Raw genomic sequence first — 22,299 nt, 5'->3', positions numbered from 1 at the left:
GCGCTATCGCGGGCACGATGAATGATGCTGTCATGAGCCAATCGACCACGATTCCCATCGAATCGGTGTTGCGCGACGAGCTTGCGCACGGTGACGTCGTGCTCGGCACGATCGAGCCGATTCTCGGCCATTTGCTCGCGAACCACGATCACTCGCTGTTCAGCGACGAGATCGTGAGCAGGGTGCGTGGGATGATCATGGCACTGGCTCGCCAACTGGTTCTGGCACAGGCCGAATTCGGCAAGCTGCCCGACCCGCACGGCTTCGCCGAGAAAAACACCCAGCAGCTCGCCAAGCGCCTGATGGCGGACGGCGGCATCACCAGCCACTGCCATGCGCTCGCACTCGAGTTCCAGCTCACTACGCGGCTCGAGCGACGCAATGCGATCGACCCGGTTCTCAGCCCGCTGCTCCAGGCGCTTGTTTCATCGGATGAAGACCAGGTCGCCACCACCGCCATGGCAGCGCTGACGGCCCAGGCACGGTTCGTCCAGCGGCAGCACCGCATGGAACTTCCGCTCACCGAACTGCCATCGGACCTGTTTCACAATGCGCTCGAATGCTTGCTGGCCGCGAGCGAGGAGCATCACCGCGAGGCGGCCGCCGACGCGCAAATCCAGCTGCGTCAGTCGTACAACGAAAGCGCCAGCCGGCTCGGGTTGATCGAGCGACTGGTCAACGAAATGGGCAATGGCATCCGCGCCGCGCTATCGGTCGGACATTCCGGCGTTGCGATCTTCCTCAGCGCGCTCTCGGCTTCGGTCAAGCAAGCGCGCGACCTAACGATCGTCGCCACCAACGACCGACAGTTGGCGCGTCTCTCGATCGCTCTGCGGGCAGCGGGCCTCAAACCCAAGGAAGTCGAGCAGCAATTCCTCTATTTCCACCCGGATATCGCCTTGCCCGAGGGCTTCGACACGCTGAGGACCGACCGCGCGGTGGCCCTGTTGGCTGAATCCGGCCGCTCCACGGTTGTCTAGACGATGACCGCGCCAGTCACTGTTCTTGCACGTGCGCGCACCGATGCTCACGACCGCCTTGTCGAGGCAGACGAACCGCTTGCGGGCCTGCAGCGCCGTTGCGGAGGCGAGCTGCCGGGCACGGTGGCTGTCCCGGAACTGCTCGAGTTGGTTCGCAAGGCCCGCGCGCTCGGACTCCGGGTAGCCCGCACGATCCGCGCGATCGATGGCGAGGACGTCATTCGTGCATGGGTCGAAATCGCCCCACAGTCCGGTGATGAAGATGGCGGATGCCTGATTGCGGTCGGCACGTGGCAAAGCAGCCCCATTCCGCCCGAGGCCGACGACGATGCCACCCAGCGGCGTATCGCAATCGATCGGGAACTGGCCGAACTCACTGCGCGCCTCAGCCCGGACCAGCAGACTATTGCTGTCGACTGCTCCGCACCCGATCTGCAAGACCTCGCCGAAGCGATGCGCGAGCAGAAATCCCGCAAGTGGAGCGAGCTGGTCTCGTTCGAAGGCCTTGCGCATCGCCAACCGTTGCACTGGCGGCTGCTGGACGGCGCGACCTGCCACGTACCAGGATCCGATCGACTTTGGACCGCCAGCCTCGTGCCATTGGGTGCCCCCGAACCGGGAAGCGCCGGGTTCGAGCTTCTGTTGGTCGCAGACAGGCCGCTCGCAGTTGCGACTGGAGAGGTCCCGGCAGAGGCCGAACAGCTACCGACGTCGTTCGGCCGCGAACTCACACCAGTGCTGCGCCAACCCATCGCCCGGATCATCGCCAATGCGGAAACGATCCGCTCGCGGCTCGCGGGCCCGTTGGCGGACGAATACAGCGACTACGCCTCCGATATCGCATCGGCGGGGCAGCATCTGTTGTCACTGATCGAAGACCTTTCCGATCTCGAAGTCGTCGAATCGGACGACTTCAAGACGGCACCCGATGCGATCGACCTTGGCGACCTTGCCCGCCGCGCGGTCGGCATCCTCGGGGTACGCGCGCAAGAGCAGAAGATCGCTCTCGTCGCGCCGCCCGAAGGCGAAAGCCTGCCTGCAACCGGCGAGTTCCGCCGTGTCTTGCAAGTCCTGCTCAACCTCGTCGGCAATGCGATCCGCTATTCGCCCGAAGGTTCGCAGGTTGCGCTTGCGCTCGCGCGCGACGGAGACAGGGCTCTGGTGACGGTTTCGGACCAGGGACCAGGCCTCCAGACCGACCAGCTTGAAGCGGTGTTTCGCAAGTTCGAACGGCTCGGTCGCAGCGGCGACGGGGGATCGGGCCTCGGGCTCTACATCTCGCGCCGGCTCGCCCGAGCGATGGGCGGCGATCTTTGGGCTGAAAGCGCCCCGGGGGAGGGCGCGCGTTTCACTTTGGCAGTCCCCGCCCGCGACGACTGATCGTCAGCGTCCGATTTTCCGGCCAAGCACGAACACGCCGATCCCCACCAGCGCGATGATCGCGCCGTTGATCACCCATTGCCCGTCAGCAAGCATATAGCTTTCGGGCGGCCACATGATCACTCCGGCACCCTGCAGCGCGAAAAAGCTTCCGGCGAACGTCAGGAAGCCACCGACCACTTGGAGGATGATGCGCAGGATGCCCATCGCCCAGCCTTAGCGCTTGCCGACCGGCACGTAATCGCGCTGGGTCGGGCCAGTGTAGAGCTGGCGCGGGCGACCGATCACCTGAGCGGGGTCGGAAATCATCTCGTTCCACTGTGCGACCCAGCCCACCGTACGGGCGAGGGCAAACAGCGCGGTGAACATCGTGGTCGGGAAACCGATCGCCGAGAGGATCACGCCCGAATAGAAATCGACATTCGGGAACAGCTTCTTCTCGATGAAATAAGGATCGTTGAGCGCCATTTCCTCGAGCTGGAGCGCGGTATCGAACACCGGATCGGAGACTTTCAGCGCGTCGAACACTTCGCGCACGGTCTTCTGCATCACTGTCGCGCGCGGGTCGTAGTTCTTGTAGACGCGATGGCCGAAGCCCATCAGGCGGAACGGATCGTTCTTGTCCTTCGCTCGCTCGATGTAGTGCGGAATCTTGTCGGGCGTGCCGATCTCGCGCAGCATGTTGAGCGCCGCTTCGTTCGCGCCGCCGTGCGCCGGGCCCCACAGGCACGCGATGCCGGCGGCGATGCATGCGAACGGATTCGCTCCCGACGAACCGGCGAGGCGCACGGTCGAGGTCGATGCGTTCTGCTCGTGGTCGGCATGAAGGATGAAGATCCGGTCCATCGCCTTCTCGACCGCGGGATGAATCTCGTATTCCTCGGCAGGCACACCAAACGTCATGCGCAGGAAATTGCCAGTGTAACTGAGCGAATTCTTCGGCTGCAGGAACGGCTGGCCGATCGAATACTTGTAAGCCATCGCAGCGATCGTCGGCATCTTGGCAATCAGGCGGTGGCTGGCGATCTTGCGCTGCTCGGGATCGGAAATGTCGGTGCTGTCATGGTAGAACGCCGACAGCGCGCCGACGACACCGCACATCACCGCCATCGGGTGCGCATCGCGGCGGAAGCCTTGGTAGAACTGGCGGAGCTGGTCATGCACCATCGTGTGGCGCGTGATGGTGTAGGTGAACTCATCGAGCTCTTGCTGTGTCGGCAGCTCGCCGTTGAGCAGCAGGTAGCTGACTTCCATGAAGCTCGATTGCTCGGCCAGCTGCCCGATCGGATAGCCGCGGTGGAGCAGGATGCCTTCTTCGCCATCGATGAAGGTCAGCGCGCTTTCACAGCTAGCGGTAGACTTGTAGCCCGGATCGTATGTGAACGCGCCGGTCGCGCCGTACATCTTGCGGATATCGACCACGTCCGGCCCGAGGCTGCCCTCGAGAACGGGGAAATCGTACCCAGCACCGCCGAGTTCGAGTTTCGCCTGCTTGTCCGCCATGATGGTCTCCTTCAGATTATGCTTTGCCTGCTCCGGACGAAGCCGCCGCGTGATCGATCTGATCGTCGATCCGCGCCAAAGCCTCGTCCCGTCCCAGCAGGACCAGTACGTCGAAAATCCCGGGCGACGTGGTTGTGCCCGTCAATGCCGCGCGCATCGGCTGCGCAAGCTTGCCGAGACCCACTTCGAGCTCTTCGGCAAGCGCCTTCGTAGTGGCTTCGAGTGCCTCGATTGTCCAGTCGTTTTCCCTATGCAGCGCCCGCGAAATTCTTGCCAATCGCGCTCTCCCATCCGCGTCCAGAAGTGCGGCGGCCTTGTCGGTCATTACCAACGGCCTATTATGGAAGAGAAACGCTGCACCTTCAGCAAGTTCGTCGAGGTTCTTTGCACGTACTTTCAGCTGCGGCATCGCCTTTTCGAGCAATGCAAGGTCCGGCTCGCCTTCCATGCGGGCAGCGACCAACGATGCAAGCCGCGCATCGTCCGCCGCACGAATATAGTAGCCGTTGAGGTTCTCGAGCTTTTTGAGATCGAAGCGCGACGGGCTCTTGCCGACCCCGTCGAGATCGAATGCAGCGATCGCCTCTTCCTTGGTGAATTCCTCGCGGTCGCCGTGCCCCCAACCGAGCCGCAGCAGGTAGTTGAACAGCGCTTCGGGCAAGATGCCGTATTCGTCGCGGTAGGTCTCCGCACCGAGCGCGCCATGGCGCTTGGAAAGTTTGGCCCCGTCATTCCCGTGGATCAGCGGGATGTGGGCATAGACCGGCTGCGGCCAGCCTCCTTCGATCGCGTTCATCGCATGGTAGATCGGCAGCTGGCGGAACGCGTTGTTGAGATGGTCGTCACCACGGATGACGTGGGTAATCCCCATATCGTGATCGTCGACCACGACAGCGAGCATGTAGGTCGGTGTGCCGTCGGCGCGTAGCAGCACGTAATCGTCGATCTCTGCGTTCCTTACCGTGACGCGGCCCTGGACAGCGTCATCGATCACCATCTCGCCGTCTTGCGGCGTTTTCAGGCGTATGACGTAAGGCGCGCCTTCCGGGGCTTCGGAAGGATCTCGATCGCGCCAGCGCCCGTCGTAGCGCATCGGCTGCTTGTTTGCGCGCTGCTCCGCGCGCATCGCTTCGAGCTCCTCGGGTGTCGCAAAGCACTTGTAGGCATGGCCGGCATCGAGCAACTGGCGCGCGACTTCGGCATGGCGCTCTGCGCGGTGCGACTGGAAGACCGGCTCCTCGTCGTATTCGAGCCCAAGCCATGAAAGCCCATCGAGGATCGCATCGATGGCTTCGGTGGTGCTGCGCTTGCGGTCGGTATCCTCGATCCGCAGCAACGCCTTGCCGCCGTGATGGCGCGCGTAGAGCCAGTTGAACAGCGCTGTGCGTGCACCGCCGATGTGGAGGAATCCGGTCGGCGACGGGGCGAAGCGCGTTACGACTGCCCCGCTACCACTTGCCATGCGAATTCATTCCCTTATCCAAAGCGTTGATGGCCATGCAACCGGCGCCACAGGTGCCCATGGGGGAGGGCGACGCACAGGGCGATGCTGCAGTGCAGCGTCCTTGGCGCAAGGCGCTTGACTTGTCCAGTGCACTCGATGGGATCGAGAGTTTTCTGGGAAGCCGCGAATTTGATCGTGCCCCTTGGCTGGTCGTCGCACTGATCGGCGGAATTGCATTGTGGTTCAGGCTTGCCGGACCATGGCAATGGATCGCATCGATCGGCGTTGCACTGATAGCAGCGCTGGCAGCCACTGCGCTGTGGCGCGATCGACCTGAGCGAACCAACGTGCGCATGGCGACGGTAGGCTTTGGCCTCGCCATCGCCCTTGGCGTGCTGCTGATCTGGAGCCGATCCGCAATCGTCGGCGCAGAACCGATCGAACGACCGGTCCTGACCTCGATCGACGGCCGGGTCCTCGATCGGCGCGACAAGCCCGCGCAAGGGCGAGTGCGTATTACCTTGGCCTATCGGGACGCTGTTTCGGGCAGTGCTCGCAAGGTGCGGATCAATGTGCCGCTCGACCACGCCGATCCGGCCATCGATGACGGTGCCAGGATCAGGCTTCGCGCCCGGTTGATGCCGCCTGCTCCACCGATGCTGCCAGGTGCCTACGACTTCGCCCGCACCGCGTGGTTCGGTGGGCTCGCGGCGACCGGCTCGCTCGTCGGGCCGATTACCGTCGTCGAAGCAGCGCCGCGAGACGACTGGGGCCTCGACCGGGTGCAACGGGCATTGTCCGCACATGTACGGGGTGAACTGGGCGGATCTGCCGGAGCTATCGCAGCGGCGTTTGCCAGCGGGGACCGGGGCGCGATTAGCGAGGCCGATGAAGACGCGATGCGCGATGCGGGCCTAACTCACCTTCTGTCGATCAGCGGGCTCCATGTCAGCGCGGTCATCGCTGCAGCCTATATCCTGGCGATACGCCTGCTTGCGCTGTGGCCGTGGTTCGCGCTCCGCGTACGCCTGCCGCTGGTCGCGGCTTCGATCGCTGCAGTCGCGGGCATCGGATATACCTTGTTAACGGGGGCGGAGGTGCCAACCGTCAGGAGTTGTGCCGCTGCAATGCTGGTACTCGGCGCACTTGCGCTCGGGCGGGAAGCATTGTCGCTACGGATGGTCGCGGTCGCAGCGGCATTCGTGATCGCGCTCTGGCCCGAATCGGTCATCGGGCCGAGCTTCCAGATGAGCTTTTCCGCCGTTATCGCGATCGTCGCGCTGCACCAGTCGGCACCGGTCAAACGTTTCCTCGGCCCACAGGAGGAAACGTGGAGAGCAAAGTTCGCAAAACGCGCCTTGATGCTCCTGGTAACCGGCTTCGTGATCGAACTGGCGCTGATGCCGATCGTGTTGCTGCATTTCCACCGGGCAGGGATCTACGGGGCGTTTGCCAACGTTGTCGCGATTCCCTTGGTGACATTCGTCTCGATGCCGCTCATCGCGATTGCGCTCACGCTCGATATTGTGGGGCTCGGCGCACCGGCATGGTGGCTCGCGGGGCAGTCGCTCGACCTGTTGCTGACGATCGCGCATTTCACTGCCGCGCAACCCGGCTCGGTCAAGATGATGCCGCAGATGAGCCACCTGACCTTTGCATTATTCGCGGTCGGAGGACTGTGGCTCGCGTTGTGGCACGGGCGGGTGCGGCTGTTGGGTCTAATTCCATCGGCGCTGGCGACAGTAATGTTGTTGCACACGCCGGTTCCCGACATCCTCGTTTCGGGCGGCGGCCAGCACGTGGGCATCACCGGGGAGGACGAGCGCTTGCTGGTCCTGCGCGATACCCGAAGCGAGTTCACACGCGACAACCTGCTCGAACTCGCCGGGATGGACGGCGACCCGCTTCCGCTCGCGCAATGGCCCGGTGCACGGTGCAATCCCGACTTCTGCGTCCTGACGATCGAACGCGCGGGGCGGTCATGGCACCTGTTGATGGCTCGCGGTCGTTCGATGATCGAGGAGCGCGCGCTGGCGGCAGCGTGTGCGCGGGCAGACATCGTCGTCGCAAGTCGCTGGCTGCCCCGAAGCTGCCGCCCGCTTTGGCTCAAGGCGGACGGGCGGTTGCTCGCGCGCACCGGTGGACTAGCGATCACGCTGGCGGACGAGCAGGTCCATACCGTCGCGCAGGACCAGGGCAACCACGGCTGGTGGCGCGATCGGGGCCGCTAGGCAGCCCTCTCAGTGGTAGCGGCGCAGCAACCCTGACAGGCGGCCTTGCACGACTACTTCGTCGGGCCGGTAGATCTGCGGCTCGTAGGCCCCGTTTGCAGGATCGAGCCGGACCATGCCGTTCTCGCGCCGCAAGTACTTGAGCGTCGCTTCCTCGTTGCGCACGAGCGCAACCACGATCTCGCCGTCGCGGGCAGTATCGGTACGCTTTACCAGCGCAAAATCGCCGTCGAAAATCCCTGCCTCGATCATCGAGTCGCCCGAGACCTCGAGCGCGTAGTGGTCGCCCGGACCAAGCAGCGCGGCGGGAACGGGCAGGGTGCTCTGACCCTCAAGCGCTTCGATCGGGGCACCGGCGGCGATCCGTCCGTGCAGTGGGATCTCGATCACATCGTTCGCGGGTTCGGGTCGGGGCGGAGCACTGCGCATCTGCACCACGTTGTCGTTCTTCGCCGCACGGGGAGCCGACACCGCATCTTCGGGCTGCTTTATCACTTCGAGCGCACGGGCCCGGTTGGGCAAACGGCGGATGAAACCGCGTTCCTCGAGCGCCGAAATCAGCCGGTGCACGCCCGACTTGCTCTTCAGGTCAAGCGCTTCCTTCATTTCCTCGAATGAAGGCGAGATGCCGCTTTCCTCAAGCCGACGCTGGATGAACTGGAGCAATTCGTGTTGCTTGGCGGTGAGCATTGCGCTCCTCCCTCAATGTTCCAAATCGCGGAACGAATATGGAACAATTAGGCAACCTTGATTCGTCCGTCAAGCATTTCCGCCATCTTCGAGCGGGATAACCCGGACGGCATCCCCCGGTTCGGCGGGAGGCGCATCGCGGGGCCGATCGATCAGCACGTCCGCCACGGCGAGCGAACGCAAGGCGCTGCTGTCGCGCTCGGAGATCGGCGCAACGCCGCCTTCGGTCCATCGCCCGCGCACGAATTCGCGTCTTGCGCCGCCAGCAGGCATCGGTTGGGTCAGGTATGCAGGATGGAGCCGGGGCAGGGCGCTCGCCGCGCCGCCAAGCTTCCGCAGCAACGGCAGCAAGAACAGGTGCGCGGTGACGAATGCGGAAACCGGATTGCCCGGCAACCCAAGCACAACCTGCGCCCCCTTGCGCGCGACAAGCAGCGGCTTGCCGGGTTTGATCGCCACTCGCCAAAAATCGAGGGTCGCGCCCCATTGCTCAAGCACCGGGCGTATGAGGTCATGATCGCCGACTGATGCTCCACCAGTGGTGACAACGACATCAGCATCGCGCGCCGCTTCGAATGCCGCCATCAACGCCTCGGGCTGGTCGGGTACGGGGCCGAGCACTTGTGCTTTGGAAACGAGCCCGTGGCACATCGCGGATATCATCGCCGCATTGCTGGCGGGAAGGGCGTGTGGCTTGGCCGGATCTGGCTGTGCAACGAGTTCGTCACCGGAATCGATCACCGCCACCGCCGGACGCTTTCCTACCGCCATCTCCGCGCAGCCGCCTGTCAGCGCAAGCGCGAGTTGAGCCGCGCCGACCCGCGTTCCCTCCGGCAGGAGCATGTCACCTTCGGCAAAATCGAAACCCTTGCGGCGGATATGGCGCGTAGTCGGGCCATCTTCGTTGGCGAGTGTCACTTGATCGCCATCACGCGCAACGTTTTCTTGCAGCAGCACGCAAGTCTCACCGGGCGGCATATGCGCGCCGGTGGAAATGCGGATCGCTTCGCCTTTTGCGAGTTCGCCCGCGAAAGGATGGCCCGCGGCACTTTCCCCGATCACTGTCCACGGTCCTACGGGATCGTCCGCGCGGGTCGCGTATCCGTCCATCGCCGACAGGTCGGCAGAGGGCTGGGTGCGCGCCGCGACCATCGGCCCGGCGAGAAACCGCCCGACTGCATCGCGCGCGGGAAGCGTCTCAACCCCGAGCGGCTTCACTCCGTCGAGCAGTCGCGCCTGCGCATGTTCGAGCGGGATCGGCGCAGTCATGCGTCGGCGCGCCAGGCACCCGACTTGCCGCCATCCTTGGCGATCAGGCGGACTTCGCCGATCACCATCGCCTTGTCGAGCGCCTTAGCCATGTCGTAGATTGTCAGCAATGCGATGGAAGTTGCTGTCATTGCTTCCATTTCCACCCCGGTCCTGCCGGTAAGCGCGGCGGTGGCAGTTGCCCGGATTCCGTCAGCTTCGAAGTCGAAGTCAATCGTCACGGTGTCCAGCGCGAGCGGGTGGCACAGCGGGATCAGCTCGGCGGTCTTCTTCGCAGCCATGATCCCGGCGATACGGGCAGCGGCGAGCACGTCGCCCTTGGGCGCGTCTCCCGCCCGGATTGCAGCGAGCGCATCGGGGGAAATCGCAATCCTGCCCGAAGCGACCGCCTTGCGCGCAGTCTCGGCCTTGCCGCCGACATCGACCATCCGTGCGTTACCGCTCTCGTCGAGGTGGGTCAGTATCTTGCTCATCGCGCTGCGCTCATTCCACTCGATGGAACACATGGAACACTGTCCATATAGAGAAATCCCGCTGCATCGATCAGGCATCGATTGATGAGCCGCGAGCTACCAAGATCGTGCAGTTTCATTCGCTCATCCTGCCAGAACGATGGCCGGTAGGACAGGGCGAACCTAGCCGAACAGCATTGCGCGGGTCGCTGCCTCGACGTCGGGCTGGCGCATCAGGCTCTCGCCCACCAGGAACGCGCGCACTCCGACCTGGGAGAGCCGCACAAGGTCGGCATGCGTGTTGATCCCGCTTTCGCCGACCAGCAACGCGCCATCCGGTGCAAGCGAGGCGAGCTGCTCGGTCGTCGCAAGGTCGGTCTTGAAGGTCTTGAGGTTGCGGTTGTTGACCCCGATCAGGCGTGACTTGAGGCGACTTGCGCGCTCCATCTCGGCTTCGTCGTGGACCTCTACCAGCACGTCCATCCCGCGCTCGATCGCTGCCGCTTCGATCTCGGCCATCAAGCCGTCTTCAAGCGCAGCGACGATGATCAGGATCGCATCGGCCCCGATCGCGCGTGCTTCGGCCACTTGCCATGGGTCGACCATGAAATCCTTGCGCAGGACAGGAAGGTCGCACGCTGCGCGCGCGGCGACGAGATAATCCTCGTGCCCCTGGAAATAGGGTGCATCGGTCAACACCGAGAGACACGCGGCTCCGCCATTCCGATACGCAACAGCGTGTTCGGCGGGCCGGAAATCCGCACGGATCAGGCCCTTGGAGGGCGAGGCCTTCTTGATCTCGGCAATCAGGGCGAAACCGTCAGCGGCCTTGCGTTCGAGCGCGGCGCGAAACCCGCGCGGGGCCGATTGCTCGCGCGCAGCGCTGTCGAGGTCGCTCAGCGTCGCCAAGGCTTTGCGCGCAGCGACTTCCTCGCGCTTGGCCGCGCAGATTTCGTCAAGCTTGTTCACTGGGCCATCTCGATCCATCGACCGAGGAGTTCTTCAGCCTTACCGGCATCGAGTGACTCCGCCGCAAGCGCAGCACCCTCAGCGTAGCTCGTCACCTTGCCCGCAACCACGAAGCTGGCCGCCGCATTGAACAGCACCGCGTCCCGGTAAGGGCCCGGAGCACCCATAAGCAGCGCCTTCAAAGCCTTGGCGTTGTGTGCTGCGTCGCCGCCACGAATTGCTTCGATCGGTGCATGGGGAAGCCCAGCATCGTCTGCGTCGAGCCGCCGCATCTCGAAGTCGTTACCCCGCACGTCCGCGACTTCGTTGCCACCTGCCAGGCTCAGCTCGTCGAGTCCTTCGTCGCCCGACACGATCAGCGTCCGGCGCGTGCCGAGCCGCGCCTTGGCGTCGGCGTAGATCGGCACATAAGCGGGGCGGGCAATCCCGATCAGCTGGCTCTTCACCCCCGCCGGGTTCGATAGAGGGCCCATCAGGTTGAAGATCGTCCGGCGACCGAGCCGCTGGCGGATCGGTTGGATCCTGCCCATCGCGGGGTGGTGGTTCTTCGCAAACAGGAAACAGATGCCGATTTCGTTGAGCGTCCTTTCGGCAGTCTTGCCGGCCGCATCCATGTCGAGTCCGAGCGCTTCGAGGGTATCGGCCGCGCCCGCCTTGCTGCTCGCCGCCCGGTTGCCGTGCTTGGCAACCGGTACCCCGGCAGCGGCAACCACCAGGCTGACCGCTGTCGAGACATTGAGTGTGTGGTGCCCGTCGCCTCCCGTGCCGCAGCAATCGATGGCATTGTCCGGCGCGGCGATCGGGATCAGTCGGGCACGCAGCGCGCGGGCCGCACCGGCAATTTCTTCGGCCGTTTCGCCGCGATCTGACAGGTCGCAAAGAAAGCGCGCGATTTCCTCTTCACTCGTTTGGCCATCGAGGATCCAGCCGAACACCTCTTCGGCTTCGGCTTCGCTGATATGCGGTTCGGCCTTGGGAAGCGTCTTCATGCTACCTCGGACGCTTCGATCCCGCACAGCCGCAGGAAATTCGCCAGCAAGGCGTGGCCGTGTTCGGTGGCGATGCTTTCCGGGTGGAACTGCACCCCGTGGATCGGCAGGCTTTCGTGGCGGAAGCCCATCACGTGCCCGTCGTCGCTGCTGGCGTTGACCTTGAGCACAGGGGGAATGTCCTCGACCACCAGCGAGTGATAACGGGTCGCGGTGAACGGGCTGGGCAGGCCGGCGAACACCCCGCTTGAATCGTGGCTGACTGGCGAGGTTTTACCGTGCATCAGCCCGCCGCGCACCACCTTGCCGCCGAAATGCTGGCCGATCGACTGGTGGCCGAGGCATACTCCCAGCAGCGGCATTTCGGCATCGGCACAGGCGGCCACGAGATCGAGGCAGATGCCCGCTTCGTTGGGCGTGCACGGGCCGGGGGAAAGCAGGATCCCGTTCGCTCCGATCGCCAGCGCCTCTGCGGCGGTAAGCGCGTCGTTGCGCTCCACCCGCACCTCGGCCCCCAGCTCCATCACGTAGTGGACCAGGTTGAAGGTGAAGCTGTCGTAGTTGTCGATGACAAGGATCATGGATGGGCCCTTGGCCTGACCGGCGGCGCGGTTCAAGCCTTCCCGGCGAACCGGTCGGTCGCGCGGACCAGACCGTCGGTGATGCCGGGTTCGGAAAACAGGTGGCTCGCGTCAGGCACGATCTGCAAGTCGACCTCGGGCCACACCTGCTTCAGCGCCCATGCCGCCGCCGGCGGCGTGCAGCAATCGTGGCGACCCTGGACGATCACGCCCGGGATGCCGCGCAACTTTGCCGCGTCGCGCAGCAGCTGCCCGGATTCGAACCAGCAGTCGTGGCGGAAATAGTGGTTCTCGATCCGCGCACAGGCGACCGCGTGCGCTTCGTCGGTGAAATCGGCGAGCATCTCCGGGTCGGGCAACAACGTGACGGTGACGCCTTCCCACCGGCTCCACGCCTTGGCGGCGGCAACGCGGGTGTCCTTGTCTTCGCTCAGCAGCAAGTCACCGTAAGCGGCAAGCAAGTCGCCGCGCTGATCTTCGGGGACATGGTTGCGGAATGCGTCCCATTCCTCGGGGTAGAGTTCGCTCGCGCCGTAGCGATAGAGCCAGTCGTATTCGCTCTGGCTGCCGAGGAAGATTCCGCGCAGCACCAGCTCGCTCGCGCGTTCCGGGTGGGTTTCGGCATAGGCGAGCGACAGCGTCGAGCCCCAGCTCCCGCCGAACACCATCCACTTTTCGTACCCGCACATTTCGCGCAGTCGCTCGATATCGGCGACGAGATCCCAGGTGGTGTTGTGATCGAGGTTCGCAAACGGCGTCGACTTACCGCACCCGCGCTGGTCGAACAGCAGGATGTCATAGAGCGCAGGATCGAACTGGCGGCGATGATCGGGGCTGCATCCGCCTCCCGGTCCGCCGTGGAGGAACACCACCGGCTTGGCGCCGGGCGTGCCGCAGCGTTCCCAGTAGAGCGAATGACCGTCCCCCACGTCGAGCGTCCCGCTCGCATAGGGTTCGATCGGCGGATAAAGAGTGCGGCGCTCGGTCATGCGCGATGGTCTAGCCATCCGGTGGACAGGTGGAAAGACGGCAGTTCATTTGCCGCGACTCACCGGTCCTGATACGCCCCGTCCATGGACGTCCTGATCAGCGGAGCAGGGATTGCCGGGCCGACGCTCGCCTGGTGGATAGTCAGGCAAGGTCACACTGTGACGATGGTCGAAAAGGCCTCCGCTCCGCGCACCGGCGGCTATGTCATCGATTTCTGGGGCAAAGGCTACGAACTCGCCGAGCGCATGGGGCTGCTCGGCCAGATCGAAGCGGTCGGCTACAAGGTGCGCGAAGTGCGCCTGTTGGCGAGCGATGGACACAAGGTCGGCGGATTTCCAGCCACGGTCTTCGACCGGGCAACGCAAGGCAATTTCACCAGCCTGCCGCGCGGAGAGCTGGCGCGAATCCTCAATGCCGCAGTCGCCGGCGATGTCGAAACGCTGTTCGGTCAGGAAGTGACCGCGCTATCGGAGGATGCAGGTGGGGTCGACGTTACGCTATCGAACGGAGAGACTCGCCGCGTCGACTTGGTCGTCGGGTGCGAAGGTATCCATTCGCAAGTGCGTGACCTGGTATTCGGCCCCGAACAGCAGTTCGAGCGTTATCTCGGCTATGCCTTCGCGGCGCTGATTTTGCCCGATTTCCCGGTGCGCGACGAAGACGTCTACCTGCTGCACGGAGTGCCGGGAAAATCGGCCGCGCGTTTCTCCTTGCGCGACGGATCGACGCTGGCGCTGCTGATCTGGAAGGAAGCCGACGGCGACGCGATACCGCACGATCCCGAAAGCCAGCGCGCCTTCCTGCGCGACCGGTTCGGCGATTGTCGCTGGGAGGTACCGGCAATGCTCGCCCGGCTCGAGCTGGCCCGAGACATCTACTTCGACCGGGTCAGCCAGATCGAGATCGACCGTTGGCACAAAAGGCGGATTGCGCTGCTCGGCGATGCGGCATTCGCGCCCTCGTTCCTGGCCGGGCAGGGCTCTGCGCTAGCGATGATCGGCGCGTATGTGATGGCGGGAGAGTTCGAGCAGGCCCATGGAGACATCGCCGCCGGGCTTGCCGCCTATCAGGCACGCCTGATGCCGTTCATGCGCGCCAAGCAGAAGGCCGCGCGCGGAATGGCTGGATCATTCGTGCCTTCGACCCGGATCGGGCTGGCGCTGCGGGCCTTGGTCTCGCACTTGCTCGGGATCGGCCCGGTTGCCGACATGTTCATCGGCCCCAGCGTTCGCGACAAGATCGAGTTGCCCGACTACGGGATGGCTACTTCGCGCTGACCACTACGATCGGACCGATCGGCGCGCGCGAATCCATCCGACCCGTCGCCGGATCCCACAGGGCCGAAACCGTTCCATCGAGGTAGAGCGCATTCTTCGCCTTGACCGCATCGCGGAAATAGCGGGCCAGCTTGCCGAAGCTCACCGCCTCGTCCGAAATCACGAAATGCGCACGGCCTTGCGGGTCGATGCCCACGCCGTCGCGGATCGTGCGGCTCGGCCCGTCCTGCGAGATCTGCGGATGCAGCTTGCCATCGATCACCAGCATCGGGCCGCTCTGGGTGCCGAACTTCGGACGGTCGCCGACATTGTGGTAGAAATCGTCGCTGGTGCGGATCTGCCACTTGCCGTCCGAGCCAAAGAACACCCCGTTCGGCTTCATGTGGAAGTTGCCGGGACCATCGTTGCGGTTGAGCTCTTTCAAGCGATCGCCGTTTTCGACGTAATATCCGATCGGCTTGCCTTCGCCGTCGAACATCCCTGCATTCATCGCGAACACCACTGGCGACGCATCCGCCGAGCGCTTGGCCGCGAATTGGGCAAAGCTGCGATACGGCGCTTCGCCTTTTGGGCCCAGCACCATCGCAATCCGGTCCTTCGCCGGATCGGCCACGCAATCGGTCAGCTTGGCCTGTTCGAAGGTGACCGGCTGGCAAGCGGAAGCAACCTTGGCGACCGGCACGGCACTCGGCGTAGGCTTGGGCGCGTTCAGGTCGGTGATCTTACCGTTGGCACCCAGTTCCATCCGCTCGACCGGCTTGCCCGCCGGCTGCTGGCCGCACGCGGCAAGCAAGATGAGTGCGAGAATCGCCGTTTGCCTCACTGGCCGAAGCCCGGCTCGCTCGCGATCCGCGCCGCTTCGCGCGCGGCGGCGATCAACGCGCCAGCCTTTGCTTCGCACTCGCGCTGTTCGTAAGCCGGGTCGCTATCGGCCACGATCCCAGCACCGGCCTGCACGTGCATCGTCCCATCCTTCACGACCGCGGTGCGGAGCACGATGCAGCTATCGACCGAGCCGTCAGGCGCGAAATAGCCAACCCCGCCGGCATAGGCCCCGCGCGTTTCCGGCTCGAGCTCGGCTATAATCTCGCACGCACGGATCTTGGGAGCTCCGCTCACCGTTCCCGCAGGAAATCCCGCGAATAGCGCGTCGAGCGCATCCTTCGCCGGATCGAGCCGGCCGATCACATTGCTCACAATGTGCATCACGTGGCTATAGCGCTCGATCGTGAAGCTGTCGGTGACTTCGACGGTGCCGCGCGCGGCCACCCGACCGACGTCGTTACGGCCAAGGTCGAGCAGCATCAAATGCTCGGCGCGCTCCTTCGCATCGGCCAGCAGGCTCGCTTCCGCTGCCTTGTCCGCCTCGGGCGTTGCGCCGCGGGGACGGGTTCCGGCAATCGGGCGGATCGTCACTTCTCCGTCGCGCACGCGGACGAGGATTTCGGGGCTCGATCCGACGACTGCGAACCCGGGAAGGTCGAGGAAATAGAGGAACGGTGAGGGGTTCACCCGCCGCAGCGCGCGGTAGAGCGCCATCGGCGGCAGCGGGAACGGGCAGGTAAAACGCTGCGCCAGTACCACCTGGAATACATCGCCCGCCTCGATGTAGCCCTTCGCGCGACCGACCATCGCTTCGTATGCGCCTGGCTCGAGCGTCGGGTTGAGCGCCATTTCCGGCAGGTCGCTGGTTGCAGGCGAGGGTGGCTGGGCAGCGGCAAGCCGACGCAGCGTCTCGTCGATCCGATCCTGCGCATCGGCCACTGCGCGCTCCGGATCGGTGTCCCCGGGCCAGAGCGGGGCGACGCAGGTCAGCTCTTCGCCCAGTCGGTCGAAGACCAGCAGGATCGTCGGACGAACGAACAGCATGTCGGGCAGCTCGAGCGCGCTGGCAGGCGCACGCGGGAGTTCCTCGACTAGTCCGATCGTCTCGTAACCGAAGTATCCGACAACGCACGCCAGCGTCGGAGGCAGCGCTTCGGGAACATCGATCCGGCACGAATCGACCAATGTCCGCAACTCGTCGAGCGCGCCGCTATCACAGGCGGCAAAAGCGTCGCGATCGTGCTGCCAGTCACGATTGATTGCGGCGGAATTTCCTTCCGCGCGAAACACCAGATCGGGGTCGAGTCCGAGCAGGCTGTAGCGCCCGCGCACTTCGCCGCCTTCGACCGATTCGAGCAGGAAATCGCCCCGTCCCGGTTCGATCAGCTTGAGCGCTGCCCCGACCGGGGTTTCGGTATCAGCGACAACCTTGCGCCAGACGAGCGCCGACCGACCGCCGCGGAGCCGCTCGATTGCCTCACAGGCGTTGTCGGGGGCAGCGCCAGTCACGCGCGGCCGTCAGTTAGCCGAGCCGGTCAACTGCTTGGTCAGCTGGTCGATCGCTTGCTGGTTGCGCTCAACCTTGACTTCCTGCCGGATCGCCACGCGCATCGCTTCGCTGTATTCGCGACCGAGAAGCTGCCCGAGACTATTTGCCGCCGCCGCGACTTCGGGATCCTTCGGATCGATCTTGCCCGGTTCGATCTTATCGAGGTCGATCACGAACCACCCTGCATTGTTGGGGCCTTCGAGCTTTTTCGTGGTGCCCTGCGCCATCGAGAACAGCAGCGCCAACGGCGGCGGAACCCGTTTCCCGCCGCGGGTGATTTCTTCGCGCGTGAGGTTGAGGCTTTCGACCGGAGGCAAGCGCGTCTTCTCGGCAGAGACTGCCTTTGCCAACGCGTCACCCTTCGCGACCCGATCGAGGATGCGATCTGCAGCCGCCTTTGCAGCCTTCGCACCTTCGCTCGTACGCCACGCATTGGTGACGTCATCGGTGATTTCCTTGAACGGGGCAGGCGCGGATTCGGTGATCTGCGAAGTCTCGAACAGGATGTAGTGCTGGCCATCGGGCTCGGCGGCGATCTGCGGCTGGCCTTCATCCATCTCGAACGCTGTCCGCAGGACCGGGCTCAGGATTGCCGGAGCCGTTTCACCTGGCTTCCCACCGTAAACGCGGCCGTCAGCCACCACCGGTTGTGTCGTTTCGACCGCCAACTTGAGCGACTTGGCGACGTCGGAGAGGGAATCGCCGCCATCGAACTGGTCCTCGACCTCGCTCGACATATCGGCCAGCGCCTTGCCCAGCTTCTCCTTTGTCAGCGCATCGACGATTTCAGTCCTGACATCGGCCAGCGTCTTGGCCGGGATGGTCTTCACGCTGTCGACGCGGATGACGTACCAGCCCAGGCTACCCTGGACCGGCTGCGCCAGCTGGCCCGCTGAGGTAGAAAATACGGCTTTCGCTACAGCTGCGGAGGCATCGCTGGCGAGAGTCTTCTGGTCGGTCGCAGTCAGCTTGCTCGGTTCAAGACCCGCCTGTCGGCCCTCTGCTTCAAGCGACGTTCCCGCTTCGACCTTCTTGCGGATCACATCGGCCGCCTGCTGGGTCGGAACGATCAGTTGGGTGTAGGTGCGCTCGTCGCGCGCGGCGTACTTGGTGGCCTTGTCCTTATCGTAGGCCGCCTTGATCTCCGCGTCGGTCGGCGCGACATTGCCGACCGCTTCCGGGCCAAAAACGGCGTAGCGTATCACGCGTCGCTCGGGCCGGATGAAGTCGTTCTTGTGCGCGTCGTAGTAGGCCGTCAGCTGCTTTTCGGTCGGCTTTGCGGTCGGGGCGAACAGGGTGCTTGGCAGGATCGCGACGGCACCCAGGCGGCGCTCCTTCACCAGCGCGGAGTATCGTGCGGCCATCTTCTCGGGCATCTTGGCACCGAACGCAGTCGGCACGAGGATCTGCTCGGCCAGCAATCCCTGCCCGAGATCGCGCCGGACCTGCTTGTCGGTCAGCTTCTGCGTTGCCAGCGCCTGGCGATAGAGGTTTTCGTCGAACTGCCCGTTGGGCCCTTGGAAAGACGGTATCTGGCGGATCTCGCTGTTGACGAGGTTGTCGCCCGCGCGCAGCCCAATCGTCTGCCCGAAGGTCGCCAGCGCGGTGCGGTCGATCATCTGGTCGAGCACGTCGGTCAGGCCACCCTGCTGGATCAATTCCTGCATCGACAGCGTCGGGTTCTGCTGCCGCGCCTGGTCGAGCGAATTGGTCGCCGCATCGCGCAATTCGCTAGCGCTGATCTTGTCACCGCTGACGGTAGCGACGTTGTCGCCGCCTGAAATGCCATTGAAATTGCCGATCCCGGCCACGTCGGCGCTGGCAAAGGCGAGCGCGATCAGCACGAGGAAGGCAAGCGTGAATATGACGCCGATCTTCGTCTTGAAGATGTTGCGGAAGAACTGGAGCATAGGGTCTGACGGTGTCCGGCAAATTCTGGTCAGTCGTGCCAGGAAGGGCACGATCGGGATCGGGCTTTAGAGGGCATGCGGTCTTGTCGCAACAGGTCGCGAATGGTTTTGACGCACTGGCAATCTCGGGCTAGCCGAACCGATTGACCACCCCCTATAGGGGCGCGCCGAATCCCCAAGGGTTCGACGTTACACTCGACAACAGAGGAAGTTGCATGGCCCTGCGGCCTTACATCGTCGGAAACTGGAAAATGAACGGCACGCGCTCGATGCTATCCGAAGCGCGGGCGATCGATCGCTCTTCGCAGCGCCTGATGAAGGTCGAGGTCGCGATTGCTCCGCCGTACACGCTGATCCACCCCGTCCACCGCGAAGCCGAACAGATCGGCGTCGGCGCGCAAGACTGCCATGCCGAGCCTGACGGCGCGCATACCGGAGACATCTCGGCCACGATGGTTGCCGATGCCGGCGCAAAATTTGTGATCCTTGGCCATTCGGAGCGCCGCCAGGAGCATGGCGAGGGCGATGACCTGATTCGCGCGAAGTGTGCTGCTGCGCTCGATGCCGGGCTCAAGCTGATCGTGTGCTGCGGCGAAAGCGAGAAATTGCGTGATGCCGGAAAGGCGGAAAAGTTCGTCACCGGCCAACTCAAGGCGACGCTGCCCGAGGCGCTCGACGAAACGAGCGAACGCCTGTCTGTCGCCTACGAGCCGATCTGGGCGATCGGCACCGGTCGCGCCGCCACGGTGGAAGACATTGCCGCAATGCACGCCGCGATCCGCAAGCTGCTGGTCGATCGCTATGGCGAAGAGGAGGGCGGGGCGGTCCGCATCCTCTACGGCGGGTCGGTCAAGGCCGAGAACGCGCGCGAGATCCTCGAGACCGAGAACGTCGGCGGTGCGCTTGTTGGCGGGGCCAGCCTGACGGCGGAAGGCTTCCTTGGAATCGTGGCTGCGGCGGCCGAGTTGCAAGACACCTGACCGGCGCGGCGATTTCCACTCCCCTTGTCGCGGAGCGCCAGCGCGCCTAGATGCCCCGCACCAGCTGATAGAGTACCTGACCGATGTCTTCCCTTTTCGTGTTCCTCATCGTTGTCCAGGCGTTGATCGCCGCTGCGCTCGTCGGAATCATCCTGATGCAGCGCTCGGAAGGCGGCGGCCTTGGGGTGGGCGGAAGCCCGACCGGACTGATGAGCGCACGCGGCGCGGCCGATTTCCTGACCCGCGCGACCAAGTGGCTGGCGATCGTGTTCGTCGTGCTGTCGATCGTGCTGGCCGCGCTGGCCGCCGAATCGGGCAACAGCGCAACGTCGATCAATTCGACGCTCGATCGTTCGACTACGCCGGAAGCACCCACTGCTCCGGCAAGCCCGGCCCCGGCCAGCAACAACGATCCGCTGTCCGGCGTCGCCGGCTAAGCCAACATCCGCGCACGGATTGTGGATTGCGGCGCTTGCCGCCACCAACCCGCTTGCGCCGACTCCGCATTCTCGCTTAAGGCCCGACTCCCATGGCGCGGTACATTTTTATCACCGGCGGCGTGGTCTCCTCGCTCGGCAAAGGACTCATGGCAGCAAGCCTCGCGGCGCTACTGCAGGCGCGCGGCTACCGCGTGCGGATTCGCAAGTTCGATCCGTACCTGAACGTCGATCCGGGAACGATGAGCCCGTATCAGCACGGCGAGGTCTACGTCACCGACGACGGAGCAGAGACCGATCTCGACCTGGGTCACTACGAACGCTTCACCGGGGTTTCGGCGCACCAGGGCGACAACATTACTTCGGGGCGGATCTACCGCGACATCATCGCCAAGGAGCGGCGCGGAGACTACCTCGGCGCAACGGTCCAGGTGATCCCCCACGTGACCGACGCAATCAAGGAATTCGCGCTCGCCGATGCGGACGATCTCGACTTCATCCTGTGCGAGATTGGCGGGACCGTCGGAGACATCGAAGGCTTGCCGTTCATCGAGGCATTGCGCCAGCTGCGCAATGAGCTGGGGGTGGACAACACCTGCTTCGTCCACGTCACGCTGGTGCCCTACATCGCTGCGGCAGGCGAGCTGAAGACGAAGCCGACCCAGCACTCGGTCCGTGAGCTGACCGGGCTCGGGATCCAGCCGGATATCTTGTTGTGTCGCTGCGAGCACCCGCTGCCCGAGAGCGAGCGCGCGAAGATTGCGCTGTTCTGCAACGTACGTAAGCAAGCGGTGATCCCGGCGCTCGATGCCAGCAGCATTTACGCGGTACCGCTCCAGTATCACCACGAAGGGCTCGATTCCGAAGTGCTCCACCACTTCCGGATCGACGATGCGCCTTCCCCCGACCTTGCGCGGTGGGACGACATCCTCGATCGGTACGAGCACCCCGAAGGCGAAGTGACGATCGGCGTTGTCGGCAAATATGTCGGCCTGCCCGATGCCTACAAATCGTTGAACGAAGCGCTGGTCCACGGCGGGATGGCCAACCGGGTCAAGGTCAACATCCGCTGGATCGATGCCGAAGTGTTCGAAGGGGACGACAGCGACATCGCCGCCAAGCTGGAGCCGATGCACGGCATCCTGGTTCCCGGCGGGTTCGGCTCGCGCGGCAGCGAAGGCAAGATTTCATCGGTGCGCTTTGCCCGCGAACGCAAGGTCCCGTTCCTCGGCATCTGCCTCGGGATGCAGATGGCCTGCATCGAGAGCGCGCGCGCAGCCGGGCATCCCGGCGCCAGCTCGACCGAATTCGGGCCGACCGAGGAACCAGTCGTCGGTATCATCGAGGAATGGATGAGCGAGGAAGGCCTCCAGAAGCGCGAGGCAGGCGGCGATCTGGGCGGAACAATGCGGCTGGGCGCTTACGATGCGAAACTGGCGGGCAACAGTCACGTCAGCGCAATTTACGGCGGAGCGACCACGATCAGCGAACGGCACCGTCACCGCTACGAGGTTAACTCTGCCTACCGCGACGCGCTTGAAAGCGATGGCCTGGTGTTCTCGGGAATGTCGCCCGACGGGCTCCTGCCCGAGATTGTCGAACGCCCCGACCATCCGTGGTTCGTTGGGGTGCAGTTCCACCCCGAATTGAAATCCAAGCCGTTCGACCCGCACCCTTTGTTCGCCGGATTCATCGAAGCCGCCTTGCGGCAAGCGCGATTGGTCTGACAGGGCCTGTTCTCGATTCGGCACAGCCACAAACGTAACCCGAGAGCGGTTGTCGTGTTTTTACAAGCACTCGCCCACGGCTAATGTTATCAATTTTTCGCTAAATGTCGCGTATC

The 22,299-nt window shown here is 64.1% G+C and carries 20 protein-coding genes; 7 read left to right on the top strand and 13 right to left on the bottom strand.

The window, feature by feature from the left end:
• Window positions 1-32: 32 nt before the first annotated feature.
• Complete coding sequence (locus CJO11_RS01300) at window positions 33-980, top strand: hypothetical protein (RefSeq protein ID WP_240504514.1); 948 nt, start codon at window positions 33-35, stop codon at window positions 978-980.
• A 3-nt stretch (window positions 981-983) separates the two neighbouring features.
• A complete protein-coding gene (locus CJO11_RS01295) occupies window positions 984-2,360 on the top strand; it encodes a sensor histidine kinase (protein ID WP_095011087.1) in 1,377 nt (458 codons plus the stop codon).
• Window positions 2,361-2,363: 3 nt separating this feature from the next.
• Here CJO11_RS01295 and CJO11_RS01290 read toward each other — a convergent pair whose 3' ends face one another.
• From CJO11_RS01290 to gltX, 3 genes are read right to left on the bottom strand one after another with little or no spacing between them, the layout of a single operon-like run.
• Window positions 2,364-2,567 (bottom strand): hypothetical protein, encoded by a 204-nt coding sequence (locus CJO11_RS01290; RefSeq protein WP_095011086.1) that lies wholly within the window; start codon window positions 2,565-2,567, stop codon window positions 2,364-2,366.
• Between the two features lie 9 nt (window positions 2,568-2,576).
• The gene (locus tag CJO11_RS01285) at window positions 2,577-3,863 is read right to left on the bottom strand and encodes a citrate synthase (protein WP_095011085.1); all 1,287 of its coding nucleotides are present in this window, start codon (window positions 3,861-3,863) and stop codon (window positions 2,577-2,579) included.
• Window positions 3,864-3,879: 16 nt separating this feature from the next.
• On the bottom strand, window positions 3,880-5,325 hold the full coding sequence (gene gltX / locus CJO11_RS01280; protein ID WP_095011084.1) for a glutamate--tRNA ligase: 1,446 nt from the start codon (window positions 5,323-5,325) through the stop codon (window positions 3,880-3,882).
• Between the two features lie 29 nt (window positions 5,326-5,354).
• Between gltX and CJO11_RS01275 the strand changes: the two genes are divergently transcribed.
• Window positions 5,355-7,538: a ComEC/Rec2 family competence protein gene (locus CJO11_RS01275; RefSeq protein WP_095011083.1), complete on the top strand. Its 2,184-nt coding sequence runs from the start codon at window positions 5,355-5,357 to the stop codon at window positions 7,536-7,538.
• A 9-nt stretch (window positions 7,539-7,547) separates the two neighbouring features.
• On the opposite strand, the gene lexA is transcribed toward CJO11_RS01275, so the two are convergent.
• The 7 genes from lexA to pip form a co-directional block, all read right to left on the bottom strand.
• Window positions 7,548-8,228: a transcriptional repressor LexA gene (lexA, locus tag CJO11_RS01270; protein ID WP_095011082.1), complete on the bottom strand. Its 681-nt coding sequence runs from the start codon at window positions 8,226-8,228 to the stop codon at window positions 7,548-7,550.
• 69 nt (window positions 8,229-8,297) lie between these two features.
• A complete protein-coding gene (locus CJO11_RS01265; protein WP_095011081.1) occupies window positions 8,298-9,497 on the bottom strand; it encodes a molybdopterin molybdotransferase MoeA in 1,200 nt (399 codons plus the stop codon).
• A complete protein-coding gene (moaC, locus tag CJO11_RS01260; RefSeq protein ID WP_095013143.1) occupies window positions 9,494-9,970 on the bottom strand; it encodes a cyclic pyranopterin monophosphate synthase MoaC in 477 nt (158 codons plus the stop codon). The genes CJO11_RS01265 and moaC overlap by 4 nt, the downstream gene beginning before the upstream one ends.
• Window positions 9,971-10,132: 162 nt before the next feature.
• A complete protein-coding gene (trpC, locus tag CJO11_RS01255) occupies window positions 10,133-10,936 on the bottom strand; it encodes an indole-3-glycerol phosphate synthase TrpC (RefSeq protein WP_095011080.1) in 804 nt (267 codons plus the stop codon).
• Entirely contained in the window at window positions 10,915-11,907 is a 993-nt protein-coding gene (gene trpD / locus CJO11_RS01250; RefSeq protein ID WP_095011079.1) for an anthranilate phosphoribosyltransferase, read from the bottom strand. The genes trpC and trpD overlap by 22 nt, the downstream gene beginning before the upstream one ends.
• Window positions 11,904-12,488, bottom strand: coding sequence for an anthranilate synthase component II (locus CJO11_RS01245; protein WP_095011078.1), 585 nt, complete (start codon window positions 12,486-12,488; stop codon window positions 11,904-11,906). Before CJO11_RS01245 ends, trpD begins: the two co-directional genes overlap by 4 nt.
• A gap of 32 nt (window positions 12,489-12,520) precedes the next feature.
• Window positions 12,521-13,477, bottom strand: a complete 957-nt coding sequence (gene pip / locus CJO11_RS01240; RefSeq protein ID WP_095011077.1) for a prolyl aminopeptidase — start codon at window positions 13,475-13,477, stop codon at window positions 12,521-12,523.
• Window positions 13,478-13,561: 84 nt separating this feature from the next.
• Here pip and CJO11_RS01235 point away from each other — a divergent pair, with 84 nt between their 5' ends.
• Window positions 13,562-14,755 carry an FAD-binding domain gene (locus CJO11_RS01235; RefSeq protein WP_095011076.1) on the top strand — a complete coding sequence of 398 codons (1,194 nt, stop codon included), beginning with the start codon at window positions 13,562-13,564 and terminating at the stop codon, window positions 14,753-14,755.
• Here the strand turns inward: CJO11_RS01235 and CJO11_RS01230 are convergent.
• Genes CJO11_RS01230 through CJO11_RS01220 form a run of 3 tightly spaced genes read right to left on the bottom strand, consistent with a single transcriptional unit; the run spans window position 14,742 to window position 19,039 of the window.
• The gene (locus CJO11_RS01230) at window positions 14,742-15,578 is read right to left on the bottom strand and encodes a phosphodiester glycosidase family protein (RefSeq protein WP_240504513.1); all 837 of its coding nucleotides are present in this window, start codon (window positions 15,576-15,578) and stop codon (window positions 14,742-14,744) included. The two genes, CJO11_RS01235 and CJO11_RS01230, sit on opposite strands and share 14 nt — an antisense overlap.
• Window positions 15,575-17,089, bottom strand: a complete 1,515-nt coding sequence (trpE, locus tag CJO11_RS01225) for an anthranilate synthase component I (RefSeq protein WP_095011075.1) — start codon at window positions 17,087-17,089, stop codon at window positions 15,575-15,577. The genes CJO11_RS01230 and trpE overlap by 4 nt, the downstream gene beginning before the upstream one ends.
• A 9-nt stretch (window positions 17,090-17,098) precedes the next feature.
• Window positions 17,099-19,039: a peptidylprolyl isomerase gene (locus tag CJO11_RS01220; protein WP_095011074.1), complete on the bottom strand. Its 1,941-nt coding sequence runs from the start codon at window positions 19,037-19,039 to the stop codon at window positions 17,099-17,101.
• A gap of 215 nt (window positions 19,040-19,254) precedes the next feature.
• Here CJO11_RS01220 and tpiA point away from each other — a divergent pair, with 215 nt between their 5' ends.
• From tpiA to CJO11_RS01205, 3 genes are all read left to right on the top strand, one after another.
• Window positions 19,255-20,019: a triose-phosphate isomerase gene (gene tpiA, locus CJO11_RS01215; protein WP_095011073.1), complete on the top strand. Its 765-nt coding sequence runs from the start codon at window positions 19,255-19,257 to the stop codon at window positions 20,017-20,019.
• An 83-nt stretch (window positions 20,020-20,102) separates the two neighbouring features.
• On the top strand, window positions 20,103-20,456 hold the full coding sequence (gene secG / locus CJO11_RS01210; protein ID WP_095011072.1) for a preprotein translocase subunit SecG: 354 nt from the start codon (window positions 20,103-20,105) through the stop codon (window positions 20,454-20,456).
• A gap of 92 nt (window positions 20,457-20,548) precedes the next feature.
• The gene (locus CJO11_RS01205; RefSeq protein WP_095011071.1) at window positions 20,549-22,183 is read left to right on the top strand and encodes a CTP synthase; all 1,635 of its coding nucleotides are present in this window, start codon (window positions 20,549-20,551) and stop codon (window positions 22,181-22,183) included.
• The last annotated feature ends 116 nt before the right edge of the window (window positions 22,184-22,299 follow it).

Origin of the sequence: Tsuneonella mangrovi, assembly GCF_002269345.1 — a bacterium.
Taxonomy (GTDB): domain Bacteria; phylum Pseudomonadota; class Alphaproteobacteria; order Sphingomonadales; family Sphingomonadaceae; genus Tsuneonella; species Tsuneonella mangrovi.
Note: the sequence above shows the minus strand (reverse complement) of the source record. Positions and strands in the feature narration are given on the sequence as shown.

Coding starts and splice junctions, on each gene's coding strand:
- CJO11_RS01300 (WP_240504514.1), top strand. CDS start 33: ATGAGCCAATCGACCACGATTCCCATCGAATCGGTGTTGCGCGACGAG.
- CJO11_RS01295 (WP_095011087.1), top strand. CDS start 984: ATGACCGCGCCAGTCACTGTTCTTGCACGTGCGCGCACCGATGCTCAC.
- CJO11_RS01290 (WP_095011086.1), bottom strand. CDS start 2,567: ATGGGCATCCTGCGCATCATCCTCCAAGTGGTCGGTGGCTTCCTGACG.
- CJO11_RS01285 (WP_095011085.1), bottom strand. CDS start 3,863: ATGGCGGACAAGCAGGCGAAACTCGAACTCGGCGGTGCTGGGTACGAT.
- gltX (WP_095011084.1), bottom strand. CDS start 5,325: ATGGCAAGTGGTAGCGGGGCAGTCGTAACGCGCTTCGCCCCGTCGCCG.
- CJO11_RS01275 (WP_095011083.1), top strand. CDS start 5,355: ATGGCCATGCAACCGGCGCCACAGGTGCCCATGGGGGAGGGCGACGCA.
- lexA (WP_095011082.1), bottom strand. CDS start 8,228: ATGCTCACCGCCAAGCAACACGAATTGCTCCAGTTCATCCAGCGTCGG.
- CJO11_RS01265 (WP_095011081.1), bottom strand. CDS start 9,497: ATGACTGCGCCGATCCCGCTCGAACATGCGCAGGCGCGACTGCTCGAC.
- moaC (WP_095013143.1), bottom strand. CDS start 9,970: ATGAGCAAGATACTGACCCACCTCGACGAGAGCGGTAACGCACGGATG.
- trpC (WP_095011080.1), bottom strand. CDS start 10,936: ATGGATCGAGATGGCCCAGTGAACAAGCTTGACGAAATCTGCGCGGCC.
- trpD (WP_095011079.1), bottom strand. CDS start 11,907: ATGAAGACGCTTCCCAAGGCCGAACCGCATATCAGCGAAGCCGAAGCC.
- CJO11_RS01245 (WP_095011078.1), bottom strand. CDS start 12,488: ATGATCCTTGTCATCGACAACTACGACAGCTTCACCTTCAACCTGGTC.
- pip (WP_095011077.1), bottom strand. CDS start 13,477: ATGACCGAGCGCCGCACTCTTTATCCGCCGATCGAACCCTATGCGAGC.
- CJO11_RS01235 (WP_095011076.1), top strand. CDS start 13,562: ATGGACGTCCTGATCAGCGGAGCAGGGATTGCCGGGCCGACGCTCGCC.
- CJO11_RS01220 (WP_095011074.1), bottom strand. CDS start 19,039: ATGCTCCAGTTCTTCCGCAACATCTTCAAGACGAAGATCGGCGTCATA.
- tpiA (WP_095011073.1), top strand. CDS start 19,255: ATGGCCCTGCGGCCTTACATCGTCGGAAACTGGAAAATGAACGGCACG.
- secG (WP_095011072.1), top strand. CDS start 20,103: ATGTCTTCCCTTTTCGTGTTCCTCATCGTTGTCCAGGCGTTGATCGCC.
- CJO11_RS01205 (WP_095011071.1), top strand. CDS start 20,549: ATGGCGCGGTACATTTTTATCACCGGCGGCGTGGTCTCCTCGCTCGGC.